Annotated in this window: 17 protein-coding genes; 9 read left to right on the top strand and 8 right to left on the bottom strand. The window is 35.4% G+C overall.

Going from position 1 to position 17,320, the window contains the following annotated elements:
- Nucleotides 1-6: 6 nt before the first annotated feature.
- The gene (locus ACFIKB_RS00575; RefSeq protein ID WP_375635366.1) at nt 7-603 is read right to left on the bottom strand and encodes an LptA/OstA family protein; all 597 of its coding nucleotides are present in this window, start codon (nt 601-603) and stop codon (nt 7-9) included.
- A 76-nt stretch (nt 604-679) separates the two neighbouring features.
- Nucleotides 680-1,324 (bottom strand): LPS export ABC transporter periplasmic protein LptC, encoded by a 645-nt coding sequence (gene lptC / locus ACFIKB_RS00570; protein WP_375644358.1) that lies wholly within the window; start codon nt 1,322-1,324, stop codon nt 680-682.
- A 184-nt stretch (nt 1,325-1,508) separates the two neighbouring features.
- Here lptC and ihfB point away from each other — a divergent pair, with 184 nt between their 5' ends.
- From ihfB to ACFIKB_RS00535, 7 genes are all read left to right on the top strand, one after another.
- Nucleotides 1,509-1,787 carry an integration host factor subunit beta gene (gene ihfB / locus ACFIKB_RS00565; protein ID WP_012754445.1) on the top strand — a complete coding sequence of 93 codons (279 nt, stop codon included), beginning with the start codon at nt 1,509-1,511 and terminating at the stop codon, nt 1,785-1,787.
- Between the two features lie 7 nt (nt 1,788-1,794).
- Nucleotides 1,795-2,091: a lipopolysaccharide assembly protein LapA domain-containing protein gene (locus tag ACFIKB_RS00560; RefSeq protein ID WP_375628030.1), complete on the top strand. Its 297-nt coding sequence runs from the start codon at nt 1,795-1,797 to the stop codon at nt 2,089-2,091.
- 171 nt (nt 2,092-2,262) lie between these two features.
- Complete coding sequence (locus ACFIKB_RS00555; RefSeq protein WP_375652554.1) at nt 2,263-3,198, top strand: class I SAM-dependent methyltransferase; 936 nt, start codon at nt 2,263-2,265, stop codon at nt 3,196-3,198.
- Nucleotides 3,199-3,200: 2 nt separating this feature from the next.
- A complete protein-coding gene (locus ACFIKB_RS00550) occupies nt 3,201-4,055 on the top strand; it encodes an RNA methyltransferase (protein WP_273787537.1) in 855 nt (284 codons plus the stop codon).
- Nucleotides 4,045-4,548: a signal peptidase II gene (lspA, locus tag ACFIKB_RS00545; protein WP_375635362.1), complete on the top strand. Its 504-nt coding sequence runs from the start codon at nt 4,045-4,047 to the stop codon at nt 4,546-4,548. The genes ACFIKB_RS00550 and lspA overlap by 11 nt, the downstream gene beginning before the upstream one ends.
- Nucleotides 4,549-5,552: 1,004 nt before the next feature.
- Nucleotides 5,553-6,326 (top strand): Bax inhibitor-1/YccA family protein, encoded by a 774-nt coding sequence (locus tag ACFIKB_RS00540; protein WP_012754440.1) that lies wholly within the window; start codon nt 5,553-5,555, stop codon nt 6,324-6,326.
- A gap of 112 nt (nt 6,327-6,438) precedes the next feature.
- On the top strand, nt 6,439-7,302 hold the full coding sequence (locus ACFIKB_RS00535; protein ID WP_375644356.1) for an endonuclease/exonuclease/phosphatase family protein: 864 nt from the start codon (nt 6,439-6,441) through the stop codon (nt 7,300-7,302).
- Nucleotides 7,303-7,307: 5 nt separating this feature from the next.
- Here the strand turns inward: ACFIKB_RS00535 and polA are convergent, their stop codons facing one another.
- From polA to ACFIKB_RS00505, 6 genes are all read right to left on the bottom strand, one after another.
- Complete coding sequence (polA, locus tag ACFIKB_RS00530; protein WP_375652553.1) at nt 7,308-10,217, bottom strand: DNA polymerase I; 2,910 nt, start codon at nt 10,215-10,217, stop codon at nt 7,308-7,310.
- A gap of 323 nt (nt 10,218-10,540) precedes the next feature.
- Entirely contained in the window at nt 10,541-11,248 is a 708-nt protein-coding gene (gene dnaQ / locus ACFIKB_RS00525; protein ID WP_375644354.1) for a DNA polymerase III subunit epsilon, read from the bottom strand.
- Between the two features lie 4 nt (nt 11,249-11,252).
- Entirely contained in the window at nt 11,253-11,837 is a 585-nt protein-coding gene (coaE, locus tag ACFIKB_RS00520) for a dephospho-CoA kinase (RefSeq protein WP_375652552.1), read from the bottom strand.
- Nucleotides 11,834-12,706 carry a shikimate dehydrogenase gene (locus ACFIKB_RS00515; RefSeq protein ID WP_375644352.1) on the bottom strand — a complete coding sequence of 291 codons (873 nt, stop codon included), beginning with the start codon at nt 12,704-12,706 and terminating at the stop codon, nt 11,834-11,836. The genes coaE and ACFIKB_RS00515 overlap by 4 nt, the downstream gene beginning before the upstream one ends.
- Nucleotides 12,699-13,295 carry a Maf family nucleotide pyrophosphatase gene (locus tag ACFIKB_RS00510; protein ID WP_273787544.1) on the bottom strand — a complete coding sequence of 199 codons (597 nt, stop codon included), beginning with the start codon at nt 13,293-13,295 and terminating at the stop codon, nt 12,699-12,701. The genes ACFIKB_RS00515 and ACFIKB_RS00510 overlap by 8 nt, the downstream gene beginning before the upstream one ends.
- Nucleotides 13,296-13,307: 12 nt before the next feature.
- Complete coding sequence (locus tag ACFIKB_RS00505; RefSeq protein ID WP_375652551.1) at nt 13,308-14,132, bottom strand: pyruvate, water dikinase regulatory protein; 825 nt, start codon at nt 14,130-14,132, stop codon at nt 13,308-13,310.
- Nucleotides 14,133-14,687: 555 nt separating this feature from the next.
- Between ACFIKB_RS00505 and rho the strand changes: the two genes are divergently transcribed.
- Both rho and mnmE read left to right on the top strand, forming a co-directional pair.
- Nucleotides 14,688-15,953, top strand: a complete 1,266-nt coding sequence (gene rho, locus ACFIKB_RS00500; RefSeq protein WP_015857121.1) for a transcription termination factor Rho — start codon at nt 14,688-14,690, stop codon at nt 15,951-15,953.
- Nucleotides 15,954-15,984: 31 nt separating this feature from the next.
- Entirely contained in the window at nt 15,985-17,292 is a 1,308-nt protein-coding gene (mnmE, locus tag ACFIKB_RS00495) for a tRNA uridine-5-carboxymethylaminomethyl(34) synthesis GTPase MnmE (protein ID WP_273787546.1), read from the top strand.
- Nucleotides 17,293-17,320: the final 28 nt, after the last annotated feature.

Genomic DNA, 17,320 nt, shown 5'->3' with positions numbered 1-17,320 from the left:
GAAATCTTAATGGCCATTCTTTTGATTTTGTTTTAAAATAATAGAAACACGACCTTTTTTCTTAGGCGTCTCACAACCTTCTAAAAAAGCCTTTCCGCTTTCCATATTTGCCGTTAGTTTGCACCCCGTGGCCACATTGTCACCGTCAGTTAACACAACATGACTCCCTGTCAAACTCATCATTTTTGACTTTCCATCAAAAACGCCTTTATCACCCGTAGCAATTTGCGTAGCAATTTTTATATAAACTTTTCCTAAAGCTTCCATTTTTTGTATACCCGACGAACCAAATAAAGAAACAGATGATGCCTTTGTATCTTCCTTGTTTTTATCAATTTCTTTATATGCTTTATCGTAGTAAACAACTAATTTTGCCGTTCTTAAAAGACGTTCACCTTGCACCACTGAAACATCACCTTTAAAAAGCGCTATCCCTTCTTTATCACGTATTTCCAAAGAATCTGCATGAAGTTCTACCGGTTCTTTGTCGCTTGATAAACTTATTCCAAAATGAGCCACTTCGGCATATCCTAAAACTGCTCCTCCTAACATTCCCATGCTAAAAGCCAAGGTCACACCTATCCATCTTTTGTACGATTTCATTATTTCAATTCTTCTGTTTGTATATACACATACTTCTCTTTATAAATATCCTTTGAAGATTCGTATTGATATTACGTCATTGCTTTTGAAGCACTAAATGCACACCACCATGGAAATACATGTTTTTTCCTTTTTCTCGAATTTGTAAGGCATTTGCGGCAAGATGCAAACCGGCTTGCTGAATATTAACACGCTGATCTGTTTTTAACTGTCCCTCGGATAAGTTAATACTCGCTGACATAAATTGTGCCATCATCCCATCATTCGTCGTAATGGTGAATGGCTTGTCCAACTGTAAAAAACCATTAATGTTATCGTAAACCCCCCCTTGTGCTGCGAGAAAAACCTGTTTTTGTTGGCCCATAAATGCTTTAGCTGTAATGTTTTGCAACCCAATCATTCCAGAGTGTGTATGGTCTTGAAATGCCTTTTCTGCTTTAAGCCAATAAGGTTCATGAGCACGCGTATACCCTTCTAACTTTGGATTGAGCATTGTCAAATTCACCACGCCACTTTCTTCATTATTCAAAGGCATAGAATCAGAAGTAACGGGAACCAAGAAAAACGTAAACCAGCAAAAAACCAGCGCTGAAATCAACGCTAAGAGAGGTAAAAAAATTTTTAATATGCTAATACGACGCGAATGAAGGGATGCTTTTTTAAAAACATCTCCAAAAGATGATTGCGTTGAAAAGGCTTCATAATTATTGTGTACGGACATACTCTCCTAATCTCTTAAATACTCCGCATTTTTAATCTGTATAACCTTTATAGAAGGTATTTTCAAATTTTGTTTCTTGCAATTTGTTTTTTCTTGGTTTTATTTTGCTTTTATCCGTTTATATATTGTAATATGCATGAAGTGCACAATTACAAAAAAATTTTTGTGTGAAAGTGAGGCTATTGTGGTAAAATCAGAGCTTGTGCAAATTATCGCTCGTCATAACCCGCATCTTTTTCAACGGGATGTAGAGAATATTGTAAACGCTATTTTTGAGGAAATTTCAACAGCACTTGCAAATGGCAATCGCGTTGAACTTCGTGGATTTGGAGCTTTTTCTGTAAAAAGCCGTTCAGCCCGTAATGGACGTAATCCACGAACAGGTGAAGCTGTTTCTGTTGAAGAAAAGTGGATTCCTTTTTTTAAAACTGGCAAGGATTTACGCGACCGTCTTAATCAGTGAGAAACTTATGATAATTAAACGTATTCTTCTAACAAGTATCGGTGTGATTCTCGCAGCGTTTTTGATTGTTTTTATCGTGGCTAATCGTCAAATGGTTCCGTTAACCCTTGATCCTTTTCGAGCAGATTCTGAAAGTTTTACTTATCATGCTCCCCTCTTTATATGGCTCTTTATTTTCTTTGGTTTTGGTATTTTATTAGGGAATCTGATCAGTTGGTTTTCCTATCACAAATACAAAAAAGCTCTCAAAAAAAGTAAAGCAGAGATCGAGAAATTGAAAACGTCTATCACAAATCTGGTGTAATGGTATTTTAATAAAATCTTTTCTCTCTGTATTTTATATTCAGTACAGAGTTAAAAGTGCTCTTTTCTTTTTTTATACATATTTTAATTGGCTTTAGCTCTTTTGCACTTTTACGAAATACTTAAGAGCTTTATAATATATTTTCATACCTCATATACCGTGATACAAAACATGCCCGCACAATGCTTTCAATCCTCCTCCCATAACAATAGATATCCGCAGGAAAAGTTGCCACTTATTTTAGAAACAGGTGTAAGTGAAAACTATGCTCTCATTGATTCTGGTCATGGAAAAAAATTAGAACGTTATGGAGCTTACCGCATTATTCGACCAGAAGGTCAAGCACTATGGAAACCCGCTTTACCACGAAAACAATGGGCTGATGTTGATGCTATTTTCACAGGAAACCGTGATGAAGAAGGGGTTGGTCGTTGGCATTTTCCTAAAAAGCCACTTGATGAAACATGGACTCTTTCTTGGAATGGATTGTTTTTTCTAGGCCGTTTTACTTCCTTTCGTCATGTGGGGGTTTTTCCTGAACAAGATGCTCATTGGCGCTCTATGGAAGAGCAAATTGTTAAAGCCGAACGTCCTATAAAATTGTTGAATCTTTTTGGCTATACAGGTATTGCCTCTTTGATTGGGGCACGAGCGGGTGCGAATGTTACCCATGTTGATGCTTCTAAAAAAGCCATTGCGTGGGCAAAAGCTAATCAAGAAAAAGCAGGATTACCAGATCATTCTATTCGCTGGATTTGCGATGATGCTATGAAATTTGTCGAGCGTGAACTGCGTCGTAAGAAAAGCTATGATATGATTCTTCTTGATCCCCCTGCTTATGGGCGTGGACCCCATGGTGAAATTTGGCAACTGTTTGATCATTTACCCGCTATGATCTCAAATTGTCGTAAACTTCTCTCTGATAAACCGCTCTCTGTTGTCCTTACAGCTTATTCTATTCGTGCTTCCTTTTTTGCACTTCATGCTTTAATGCGTGATGCATTTGTAAATCTTGGTGGTACGGTCGAATCAGGAGAACTCATTTTGCGTGAAGAAGTTTCAGGACGTGCTCTTTCTACTTCTCTTTTTAGCCGTTGGATTGCTTGAATATGTGTAGACCCAAAACTGGTAGAGTGAAAGAAATTACCTCTCTTAGCAACCCCATCATAAAAGACCTTAAAGCACTTAGCCAAAAGAAAAACCGTAATAGAGAAGGTCTTTTCATGGCAGAAGGATTGAAATTGGTCATTGATGCTCTCAATCTCGGCTGGACAATACAGACGCTTATTTTTTCTAAAAGTAAAATCGGTAATGCTGCTATCGAAAATACTGCCGCACGTGCTGTAGCCAACGGTGGTTTTGTTATTAAAGCCTCACAAAAGGTTATGGAATCACTTACACGACGCGATAATCCACAAACAGTTATTGGTATTTTCAAGCAAAAATGGCACTCTCTTGAAATGATAAAAGGACAGATTAAAGATGTTTACATCGCGCTAGATCGTGTACGTGACCCTGGAAATCTTGGTACCATTATTCGAACTGCTGATGCTGTAGGTGCTAAAGGTGTTATTTTAATTGGCGAAACAACAGACCCTTTCTCGCCTGAAACGGTCCGTGCAACCATGGGATCTATTTTCTCTGTACCACTTTATCGTCTTGATGAAAGCGCCTTTTTAAACTGGTCTGCTCACTTTAAAGGTATGATCGTTGGAACACATCTCAAAGGATCTCTGGATTATCGCACACTTGATTTCAAAAATGGCCCTATTATCCTTTTAATGGGAAATGAAAAACAGGGATTATCAGATCTTCTTACAAATCGGTGTGATAAACTTGCGCGTATTCCACAAAGCGGACGTGCAGACTCGCTTAATCTAGCTGTAGCAACAGCTGTTATGCTTTATGAAATCCGTCGCCCCTATTTAATACTGGAACCATGTGAGGAAAAATATGATGCGTAAATCACTCCCTTTTCTTCTCTTGGGCTTGGCTTTTACAGTAGTACTTGATCAAGCTGTCAAATACTGGGTTATGCACAATATGCCTTTAGGAACAGAAATTTCGCTTATACCTTTTCTTTCCCTTTATCATGTGCGTAATTCTGGCATTGCATTTTCGTTTTTTTCTTCCTTTTCTCACTGGGGAATCATCGCCATCACAATCATTGTGATTATCTTCCTTCTATGGCTATGGAAAAATACTGAACATAATAAGTCTTTAATGCGCTTTGGCCTTATTCTTATTATTGGGGGAGCAATTGGCAATCTCGTTGATCGTATTCGCTTTCATCATGTCACTGATTATATACTCTTTCATATTGATGATATTTTTTATTTTGCTATTTTCAACCTTGCAGATAGTTTTATAACTCTCGGTGTTATTGCCATTCTTATTGAAGAATTGCGCACTTGGATGAAAGAAAAACGTCATTCTAACAGTACATCTTCTCATTGATATGCTCATTGTCTTAGAAAACAGAGCTTATTGACCATCATAAGCCTGATTGTAAATTGATTTTTCTTGGATAATTCTTGCAGCTAATTGTTTTTCGTGTTTCTTTTCATAAAATTATAAAATCTTATTTTTCAACTTTACACTTCTACACTTGGTCAATGCAAAAGAAATGAACTCAAATAGAAATCAATATTTTTTATCCATATGTCCTCTATCAAATTCAGAGAGAAAATATTTTACAGCATTTAAAGTTCTATTATTTGCTTAGAACATTTGCTTTTCATATGTTTTTTAGTTTTTACAGATATTGTTTTTTACAGAGCCTTTCTTAAGTGCTTCGTTAAAAAACTCTCCTTTTTTATTTTATATATTGTTTAATAAAAAACATTTTTTCAACTATTTTCAATGGTGTATTGTTAAAGCAACCTATTGATTATAAATATAAATCATCGTTTTTTATATTGGATAAAAGCCCTTAATAGCCTAAATCTCTTTTATTTGAAATATCATTTAGCATACAAAAAGACAGTTTATCACTATATATCAATATGTTATATAAATCCAATTCAATAGCTCTTCTAACCGTGCAAAACAGGTGCAATATTGAAGGTTGAAAAATAGTATTATAGATACTTGCCGCTCTTCTTACAAATGCAAAAATAGTGGATATTTTATAAAGGATTGTATTACATAGTTTCTGTGAATAATAAAAATTTTTTGAGTGTAGTCTTTTTATCTTGTAAAAATATGGCAAAAAATGGAAATATTTTTTATTAAAATGAACCGTTTCCTTACCAATTTGTAAGGTTCCTTCTTCATATAAATCTCTTGTAATTTTTAAATAAATCTCCATAATAAGAGCAAATATGCTGGAATTCTGTCAGTGATTCTTAAGGGTTTTTGTATTTGCCCAATTAAGGCTTATGCCAAGCTTATCTGTGTAATGACAGAGACACTTTTAAAGCCCTATACCTGACGGGACATATGCTAAAGGATTTTATATTATGGCTAATTTTAAAAATTTACGTTCGGCGCCTACTTCTCACGCCGATGCATCAATTGATCAGGGATTGCGCGATTATATGTTGGGTGTCTACAATACAATGGCCATTGGTTTGCTTATTACAGCTGCTGCCGCTTATGTAATTGTATCATTAGCAACGACAACAGATATGAGCCAAGCAGCAGCTCAAATCAATAGCAGTGTTTATTTAACATCATTTGGAGTAACATTTTATACATCGCCATTCTCTTACATTGTTATGTTTGCACCACTCATAGCAGTTTTATTCCTCAGTTTTAAAATTAATACATTGAGCACAAATGCTGCTCGTAGCCTCTTTTTTGGTTATGCTGCTCTGGTTGGTCTTTCACTGTCTTCAATCGTTTTGCGCTATACGACAGAAAGTGTTGTGCAAACCTTTGTCATTTCCGCTGCAGCTTTTGGAGCTCTTTCACTTTATGGTTATACGACAAAGCGTGATCTCACGGCAATCGGTTCATTCCTATTCATCGGATTGATCGGCTTGTTTCTTTCCATGATTGTGAACATTTTTCTTGGATCAAGCGCTTTGCAATTTGCTATCTCTGTGATTGGCGTGTTGATCTTTGCTGGTTTAACAGCCTACGATACCCAAAGCATTAAGTTGATGTATTATGAAGGAGATGAAAGCGACACCAGAGGACGTAAAGTTATTATGGGCGCGTTGAATCTTTATCTTGATTTCATCAATATGTTTGTCTTCTTGCTACAATTTCTTGGCTCAAACCGTGATTGATTGCAGAAATCATAACTTAATTAAAGAACCTTGTTTCTAAAAGAGACAAGGTTCTTTTGTTTTTAGTGTAAGTCTTTACCCTTTGCCTCTTAGGGACTATTCTTTTCGCAAAATGACAAAAATACCTTATAAGCAAAAATTCCCTTGGTTTACCGGTTTTATCCAACAAAAACTCCATAGCTCCCTTTTAAATGCAATTCACAGCCGCTCTCATCATCAATCAAACATCATCAATCAAAATAGTAATTATGATCTGACTGTTGCTTCCTATAATGTGCATAAATGTGTAGGTGTTGATAAAATTTTTAATCCTACAAGAATTGTCCGTGTTATTACTGAATTACAAGTTGATATCCTTGCTCTTCAAGAAGCAGATAGACGTTTTGGAGAACGCGTCGGTTTGATTAATCTTCAGCTATTAAAAGCTGAAACCGGTTTGATTCCTGTACCTCTTAATACTATGTCACCTCATGGACACGGTTGGCATGGGAATGCTCTTTTTTTGCGAAAGGGATATGTACGTGATACTTTACAAGTCACTCTGCCTAGTATTGAACCACGTGGGGCTGTAATTGTAGAGTTGGAAATGGCAGCAGGCCCTATTCGTATTATTGCGGCTCATTTTGGCTTATTACGTTACTCTCGTAAACAACAAACAAAAATGCTCCTTGAAATTTTCCAAAAACGCTCCCTTATGCCTACACTCCTCATAGGAGATTTTAATGAATGGCGGATGGGAAAAGGCTCATCTTTAAATCATTTTTTTCCCTATTTTGATAGCACTTTTGAAGTTGTACCAAGTTTTCCCTCTCGCTTTCCTTTTTTAGCCCTTGATAGAGTTTTTTCTTTTCCCCACCAATTGGTAACAAGTATTGAAAATCATCATTCACCGCTTGCACGCATTGCTTCAGATCATTTGCCTATCAAAGCCTATCTTAATCTTTCCAACGCAATCAACATTCTTAAAAATAAATAAAAAAATTAATGTGCCTCATCCCAATTTTGAGCCGTCATGACTTTTACTTCAAGCGGTACAGATAAAGATAAAATCGGCATTGTAGCATTTTCCATAACATTTTTAACAACAGCCATGGTTTTTTTACTCTCTTCTTCTGGTACTTCAAAAATCAGTTCATCATGCACTTGCAGCAACATTTTTGCTGATAGTTTTTCTTCTTTTAAAGCATTTTCCATCTGTATCATAGCGCGGCGAATAATATCAGCCGCGGAACCTTGAATTGGAGCATTGATAGCTGCTCGCTCATTAAGAGAACGAATTTTTACATTCTTTGCTTTTATTTCTGGATAATGGATACGACGTCCAAAAATTGTTTCTACGTAACCATTTTCACGTGCAAAGATTTTGGTCTTCTCCATATAATCTTTAATTCCTGGAAATCTTTCAAAATACAGTTGAATATAACGACCCGCTTCTTGGCGTGAAATTCCCAATTGATTTGCTAATCCAAAAGCTGAAATACCATAAATAATACCAAAATTAATCGCTTTTGCACGCCGTCGTATATCTGAATGCATTCCTTCTATCGCAACACCAAACATTTGTGATGCCGTTATAGCGTGAATATCATGCCCTTTAGCAAAAGCTTCTTTTAATGCTTTTATATCCGCAATATGTGCAAGAATACGCAATTCAATCTGACTATAATCAGCAGAAAGTAACACATGTCCTTTTGGAGCAATAAAAGCTGTTCGAATTTTACGTCCTTCAGCAGTCCGCACTGGAATATTTTGCAAATTTGGCTCTGATGATGATAACCGCCCTGTTGATGTTATTGCCAAAGAATAATTCGTGTGAACTCGCCCTGTTTTTGAAAAAATATAAGAAGGCAAGGCATCTGTATAGGTAGATTTTAGCTTTGCAAGTTGACGCCACTCAATAATTTTACGCGGTAAAACATGACCTTCAGCAGCCAACTCTTCTAAGGTCTGTGCAGAAGTTGACCATTGTCCACCCTTAGTTTTAGCGCCTCCAGGTAATCCCATTTTTCCAAAAAGGATATCCCCTAATTGCTTTGGCGAAGCAAGATTAAACTTTTCATCAGCTTGTTTGTAAATTTCCTCTTCTAGAATCAAAGCAGCTTGTGCCAATTCTCCTGAAAGACGCAATAAAATCTGCCGATCAATAAGAATCCCACGTTCTTCCATTCTTGCAAGAACTTCTACAAGGGGTCGATCAAGACGTTCATAAATTTTTGTCATTCCACGAGCAACAAGTTGCGGTTTTAATACTTGCCAAAGGCGTAGCGTTATATCAGCACGTTCCGCCGCATAAAGGGTTGCTTGTTTTAAATCTACTTGTGCAAAAGAAGTAATTTTTTTTCCGTTATACGTTAAGTCTTTATAGGAAATTGGTTTATGCTCAAGCCAACGTTCAGACAAATCATCCATATTATGGGTTAATATTCCAGCATCAAAAGCATATGATAAAAGCATGGTATCATCAAAAGAGCTTATAATAATGTCGTATTGCTTCATCACCAACCAATCATATTTTATATTCTGACCAATTTTTAACACCGATGAATCTTCTAATATTGGTTTTAAAAGTGCTAAAGCTTTTCGGGTCTCAATCTGCGAGGCAATGTGCCCGCCCCTCAAAAGATCCTCTTCTCCTTCATCAAAATGTTCAAGAGGTATATAAGCTGCTTTTTCTGGCTGTAATGCGAGTGAAAAACCAACAAGCTTTGCTTGCATCGGATCAAGAGATGTTGTTTCAGTATTAAAAGCGAAAAAACCCTGCTCTTGTGCTTGTGATAACCAATCTTTTAAAATTTCCTCATCAAGAATTGTTGTATAAGCATCTCTTGTAATTTTTTGAGTCAGCGCTTGATCTTTACGTTTTTGTGCAAAAACTTGTGGAGAATTTTCAGAAAAATTATGAAGAGATGCGCGCTCAGTATTTTTGATATCAGAATCATGCCCGTGGCTCAGTTTTTCCCATTCAACATCTATATCAAGTGCATCAATAACAGCTGCATCGCATGTCGTTGCCTCTGCCACACGACGCGTTAATGTTGAAAATTCCATCGCTTTCAAAAAAGCAATTAAACGTGGACCATCTTGTGGCTCCAAAATAAAATCATCTAAATCATTATCTATAGGAACATCTGTTTTAAGCCTAACAAGTTCACGAGAAATTTTAACTTGTTCTCTATAAGCTTGAATGTTTTCACGTCGTTTTGTTTGTTTAATTTCTGTTACGTTTTGCAATAAAATATCAAGAGAATCAAACTGATCTAACAACTGAGCTGCAGTTTTGGGACCAATGCCTGGAATACCCGGTACATTATCCGTTGAATCTCCAATTAATGCTTGTAAATCAATCATTTTTTCAGGTGCAACACCCCATTTTTCTACAACTTCTGAGATACCTATATGCTTGTCTTTCATTCCATCATATAAAGATACATGCGTATTTACGAGTTGCATAAGATCCTTATCAGAAGAAATAATGGTTGTTTTTGCCCCAACCTTTGTTGCCAATTTTGCATAGGTAGCAATCAAATCATCCGCTTCAAAGCCTTCCTTTTCAATACAAGGCAAATTAAAAGCCTTCGTTGCTTGACGTATCAGCGCAAATTGAGGAATTAGATCTTCAGGAGGTTCAGCGCGATTCGCTTTATATTCAGGATAAATTTGTTTCCGAAAAGTATCAGATGAATAATCAAAAATAACAGCAAAATGTGTTGGAACAATACCAGTCGCTGTATTACGAGCATCACAAAGTAATTTCCATAACATATTGCAAAAACCAGCTACTGCTCCTACAGGAAGTCCATCCTTTTTACGTTTTAAAGGCGGCAAAGCATAATAAGCACGAAAAACATAGCCTGATCCGTCAACCAAAAAAAGATGATCTGTTGCTTTCATGACAATTTTATTTCTCCATTTCAGCTAAAAAAGCAAATTACCCTTATATATTTTTTTCACTTTTATTTTATTTTTTTCACTTTGCCTCTAAAAAGCCATTTTTTCTTTTCATAAGACATGAAGTCGTTGCACTTTATATTAAGTACCTAGAGCTTTTCTTTGCTGTTACAGGATTAATAGCTTTCATTTTGCTCCTCCTATGATAGCTGAGGTACGATGTAACGACAGGGTCGTTGTGGTGTTCCCCTCCCCACAACGACCGTTTTTTTTTGACATCCATATTCTTTAATTTAAATGGTGACTTCTTTAGAGAAAAGATGATGTTATTCATGAATTTTGAAGTTATTCCACAGAGCTTTTTCACCCATCGTGTTGATAAAATCGGCATGAAACCTTTTTTCTTGCGTACTCAATCTTGAAGGTAAAGCCTGTGGGCGAATTTTAACTGCATAAGATGTATCTTTATCATTCTGGATATGTTCATCAACACCCCTTCTATTACCAAAACCCAATACACCTTGTTTTCCACCGATCAGTTCAATATAAACATCGGCTAGGATCTCTGCATCAAGCAAAGCACCATGAAGAACACGATGGCTGTTATCAATTCCAAAACGTTTGCATAAAATATCAAGAGAATTAGGCCCCATAGGGAATTTACGCCGTGCCATAGCCAGTGTATCAAGAATATTATCAACACTGATGAGCGGTTTGTTGACGCGTTTTAATTCTGCATTAATAAAACCAATATCAAAACTCGCATTATGCGCAATCATTGTCGCGCCTTTAATAAATTCCAAAAATTCATCAACAATATCACTAAAACTTTTCTCGTTTTTTAGGCGTTCATTGGTTAATCCGTGAATTGCTACAACTTCATCAGGAATAATAACGCCTTCAGGGTTTAAATAAACATGAAATTGGCGCCCCGTAAGATAACGATCAACCATTTCTACACAACCAATTTCTATTACACGATCTTTTTCTTTATCTAAACCTGTTGTTTCTGTATCAAAAATAATTTCCCGCATGACTTCAATTCTTTAGTTTTTTTATCACATCAAAAACCTGTTGACGTGTATTCTCTAAATTTTTCCCTGTATAAATAATAAAATCAGCACGTTCTCGTTTTTTTTCATCCGGCATTTGTTGAGCATTGATAAAGGCAAATTTTTTCTCATTCATACCTTTGCGAATCATTACACGTTCTTTTTGTATTTCTGGTGGGGCAGAAACAACAATAACGCTATCCACACGACTTTCACCATTTTTTTCAAATAGAAGTGGAATATCAAGAATAACTAATTTTTTCCCCTGTTCACGCGCTATATTAATAAATTCCCTTTCTTTTTCTTGCACCAAAGGATGAATTATTTTTTCTAATGTTTGTAATTTTTCCTTATCATCAATCAAAATTTCAGAAAGTTTCAAACGGTTAACTTCACCGTTTTCAACAACACCTGGAAAAATACGCTCTATGAATGACAAAGCTGGCTCACTTTTATAAAGCTGTTGTACTGCTTCATCAGCACTAAAAACAGAAATACCCGCCTGCTTGAAAAAATCAGCAACTGTTGATTTTCCCATAGCAATTGATCCTGTTAATCCTATGATCTTCATTCTCTTTTTTCACTCATATCCTCTAAAATGGCTGTCCGTAACGCTTTTGTTACCTGTGGTCTTATTCCAAACCACTGTTCAAACCCTATAACAGCCTGATGTAGAAGCATCCCAAGCCCATCAACCGTCTTGAGATCACAAGCTTTTGCCTGTTGTAAAAAAGGAGTTATCAATGGTGTATAAATAATATCTGTTACTAACGCCGTTTTTTTTGCTTTATGAAAATCGCAAAAAAAAGAATCACTTTTTTCTTCTGGATTTTTTATGCCAATAGAGGTTGTATTAACAATCAAATCAGCTTGATGGAGTATTTCATGGATTTTATGCCAATCGTAAACTTTAATGGTTTTTCCAAAATGCTGAGCTAAATTATCGGCGCGTTGTTTTGTACGGTTAACCAAATAAATCTGTTCAAATCCGCGTTTTTTTAAGGCATATATGATAGCGCGTGCGGCACCACCTGCTCCAAAAACAAGAGCTGTTTCCCCTCCCCAATCAGATGCAAAATCATCAAGATTAGCGCTAAAACCATAGGCATCGCTATTCGTGGCACAAAGCTTATTTCCTTCATACCAAAGTGTATTAACAGCACCAATCATTATTGCTCTCTCATCTTTATAATCTGCTAAACGAAAAGCTTCCTGTTTATAAGGCAAAGTAACATTTCCTCCACAAAAGCCTATTTTTTGTAAAGACGCAATAAAATGACTGAATTCTTCAGATGTTACTTCTTGTGCAAGATATTCTCCTTGTAAACCATATTGTTTAAGCCAAAAATTGTGAATTTTAGGTGATTTTGAATGATGAATTGGAGAACCAACAACAAAAGCACGCGGATAATTTATTTTTTTTATTGTTAAGTCAACCATCAATAATTCCTAAATGACGCAGTTTTATGAGTAGAGGCAGCAAAGGTAAACCAACAATGGTAAAAAAATCTCCTTCAATTTTTTCAAAGAGATGAATCCCTTCCCCTTCAATTTGATATACTCCCACGCTGTTTAGAACATCTTTTCCTACGCGTGCTAAATAATGTTCAATAAATTCTGACGAGAGCAAACGGACGGACATATGTGCACTAAAAGCTTCAACCCAAATTTTTTGACCATTTTTAAATAAAGCTACCGCACTATGAAGAGAATGGGTTTTTCCTGATAACTCACATAAACGTTGATGTGCTTCCTTAATATTTGTTGCTTTGTGAAAAACTTTACCTTCCAAATCAAGCACTTGATCACAACCAATAACGAAAGCATCAGGAAAACGATCTGAAACATTTTTTGCTTTTGCACCCGCAAGAAAACAGCTGAGTTCTTTAGGTGTTTTTTCTTTTGCTTTTTTTTCTACTTCTCTTTCATCAAAAGAAGCTCCTTCAATGAAAAAATTTAAACCTGCTTTTTTTAATAATTTTGCACGATAAAAACTAAGAGATGCTAATATTAACGTATCTGCGTTCATGAGAATTTTCTCTCATTTTCCTTCACGAAATCGTGATAAAAGTTCAAATATTGCAGCAGCAGTTTCTTCAATAGAGCGTCTTGTGACATCAATAATAGGCCAACCAAAACGTTCGCAAATGCGTTTTGCATAGATTAATTCTTCAGCTATGTTGATACGATTTGTATAACTATCAAGAGCAAAACCTTCTCCCAAATCTCGATTTTGGCGAATATGTGAGATTCTTTCAGCTGAAGCAATTAAACCAATAATTAAAGAATTTTTTGCCTCTAAAAGGGATTCTGGCAAATCAATATTAGGAATAAGAGGAACATTAGCCGTTTTTATTCCGCGATTTGCTAAATAGATACTTGTTGGCGTTTTAGAGGTTCTTGAAATTCCCACAAGGATCACATCTGCTTCGGATAAGCTATTGGAAGACTGTCCATCATCATGCTCTATTGTAAAATCCAGTGCCTCAATACGGCGAAAATAATCTGCATTAAGATCATGTTGTGCGCTTGCACGTAAATGTGTTGGCATTCCAAGGTAAGACTGAAAAGCATTTAAAACAGGATGCAATATATCAATACAAGGAACTTTTACTTTTTTACACTTTTTTTGAAGGAGAAGTTTAAATTCTTCATCGATCATTGTGTAAAGAACAATACCTGGCTCTTGTTGTATTTCATCAAGAGCTTTTTGTAACTGTATTTTATTACGAATCATAGGATAGATATGCTCTGTTGCCTGACTCGTTATATACTGCGATGCTACAGCTCTTCCCACAGAGATTAATGTTTCTCCCGTTGCATCAGAAAGCATGTGTAAATGAAAGAATTTTTTTTCTTTTGTCACAGAAATTTTAACTCCTTGTTAAGATATGTGTATATACCTTTACCGTTTCTTATAAAACTAAAATTTAGGAAAAATTCTTCGTTTTTATGCACAAATTAAATGCTCGTGATAATTTTATACCTCTTATAAAAAAAGAGGGGATAATATCTTTAAGATAGTGTTATTTTTATTCTTTTTTTTAGTTCCTTTTGTGGATAAAATTGAGGATAAATAATAATCCACACTAAACACAGTTATAAATAAGAAGAATCCTTTCTTTAATATAAATTTATTAATATAAATTTCTGTAAAAAATACTTTTTAATAGCATTTAATTAATGCTATAACTCTAACTCATATTTTTGTTATAAATTAAATTTAATACTATTTGTGTTTTATATTTTTTCAAGTTTTTCATATAATTACTTAATATTATAGGGATAAATTTCATATAAATGGTACTTGCAGATTAAAAAAATTGAGTGTAAAATATTTCTCTTCTTAAGAATATTTCATTCATAAATTTCCGTAAATTATTTAAGATAATCTTCTCCTTAATTACAAAGAGCATATTTCATGCAAAAAATGAAACTACAAGAACTTAAAAGCAAAAATCCCGTTGAACTTGTTTCTTTTGCTGAAACATTAGAAGTTGAAAATGCCTCTCTTATGCGCAAACAAGAATTAATGTTTGCTATCTTGAAAAAACTTGCTCTACAAGATGTAGAAATTATAGGAGAGGGTGTTGTTGAAGTTTTACAAGACGGTTTTGGTTTTTTGAGATCTGCTGACGCTAATTATCTTCCTGGTCCTGATGATATTTATCTTTCACCAGCACAAATACAGTCATTTTCTTTAAAAACAGGCGATACCATTGAAGGCCCTATACGCAGTCCAAAAGAGGGAGAACGTTATTTTGCTCTCCTTAAAATTAATACAATTAATTTCGAAAAACCTGAAAAGATTCGTTATAAAATTCACTTTGATAATCTTACTCCTCTTTATTCAAATGAGCGTTTCCAAATGGAAATACAAGATCCTACAGAGAAAGATATGTCATCACGCGTGATTGATTTGATATCTCCATTGGGAAAAGGACAAAGAGGGTTAATTGTTGCTCCTCCTCGGACAGGAAAAACAGTTTTACTTCAAAATATTGCTCATTCCATTACCACTAATCATCCTGAATGTTATCTCATTGTTCTTTTAATTGATGAACGACCAGAAGAAGTTACAGATATGCAGCGTTCAGTAAAAGGAGAAGTGGTTTCTTCTACTTTTGATGAACCTGCAATACGTCACGTACAAGTAGCAGAAATGGTCATTGAAAAAGCCAAACGCCTCGTTGAATATGGACGCGATGTTGTTATTCTTCTTGATTCTATTACACGTCTTGGGCGTGCATATAATACAGTTGTTCCTTCTTCGGGTAAAGTTTTAACAGGTGGTGTGGATGCAAATGCTCTCCAGCGTCCAAAACGTTTTTTTGGTGCAGCACGTAATATTGAAGAAGGTGGATCTTTAACCATTATTGCAACGGCTTTGATTGATACAGGAAGTCGTATGGATGAGGTTATTTTTGAAGAATTTAAAGGAACAGGTAATTCTGAAATTGTTCTTGATCGAAAAGTTGCTGATAAGCGTATTTTCCCTGCTATGGATATTTTAAAGTCAGGAACGCGTAAGGAAGAACTTCTGGTAGAACGACAAGATTTGCACAAAATTTTTGTTCTTCGTCGTATTTTAGCATCTATGAATGTAACAGATGCAATTGAATTTTTGATTGATAAATTAAAGCAAACAAAAAACAATAGTGAATTTTTTGATTCAATGAATACGTAGAGTCATTAAAGTTTTTATTAGGATAAAACCTGTGGATACAATCTTTGCTGTTTCGAGTGGATTGTTACCTTCAGGGGTTGCAGTCATTCGGCTTTCTGGTCCTCATGTTGTGGATATAGTTAAAACGCTTTGTGGTCGTTTACCTAAAGCACGTTTTATGCATTATGGAAATCTTACTGCTCGTGATGGGAGCTTTTTAGATTCTGGTTTAACTGTTTTTTTTCCCGCTCCTCATAGTTTTACGGGGGAAGATTGTGCAGAATTCCATTTACATGGAGGAAAAGCCGTTGTTAGTCGTTTTCTCGATGAATTGTCGACATTTTCTGGATGCCGTATTGCAGAAGCAGGTGAATTTTCACGTCGTGCTTTTATGGAAGGAAAATTAGATCTTGTTCAAGCAGAAGGTCTTGCTGATTTAATAGAAGCAGAAACGGAAAGCCAACGGCGTTTAGCTGTTATGGGTACAAGTGGACATTTAACGACACTTTATCGTGATTGGCGTCATAAGCTTATGAAGGCGCGTGCTTTTATTGAGGCAGAACTCGATTTTGTTGATGAAGCAGATATTCCTAACGCAATATCTGATAAAGTTTGGAAAGATGTTGAGGATCTTTGTACTTCTATTCGTGAATATATTACTGAAGGAGAGCGTGCTAGTATTTTACGTGATGGATTAAAAATTGTTATTGCTGGTGCTCCAAATTCTGGAAAATCAAGCATTATGAATCGTCTTTCAGGAAGATCTGTTGCTATTGTAACGGAAGAAGCAGGAACAACCCGTGATGCTTTAGAAATGAGAATTATTCTTGGTGGTTTACCTATTTTTTTAACGGATACTGCTGGTTTTAGAAAAACAGAAAATAAAATAGAACAAATGGGAATAGAAGTTGCTAAACAGCATGTTAGGGAAGCTGATTTAGTTATTTTGGTTTATGATATAGGAAATCCTGAGCAAGTTGATTTACCAGAAACATCGGCTGAAATATGGTGTGTTGGCAATAAGCTTGATCTTTATGAAAAAAATGATCAGCATTGGTCTATACAATTTTCCGCATTAACTGGTTTAAATTTTGATTATTTTATCAAAGAACTTGAATCATTTTGTCATCATCGTGCTTCTGAAATTGGAAATATTGTTCCGGCGCGTAAAAGACAACTTCAATTATTAAAGGAGGCTGTTAAAGAGATTGAATATTCTCTTAATTATCATTCTCTTGATCTCAGTTTACGTGCAGAACATCTCCGTTGTGCAAGTGATTTTCTTGGAAAAATTACAGGAGATATTGATGTTGAAGATTTGCTTGATATTATTTTTTCAGAGTTTTGTGTTGGTAAATAATGATTCACGTGAAACATTGATTATTTCA

This window comes from Bartonella sp. MR110HLJHH (assembly GCF_042194225.1).
Lineage (GTDB): Bacteria > Pseudomonadota > Alphaproteobacteria > Rhizobiales > Rhizobiaceae > Bartonella > Bartonella grahamii.
The sequence above is the reverse complement of the archived record's forward strand: the minus strand, read 5'-3'. Positions and strand labels throughout refer to the sequence as shown.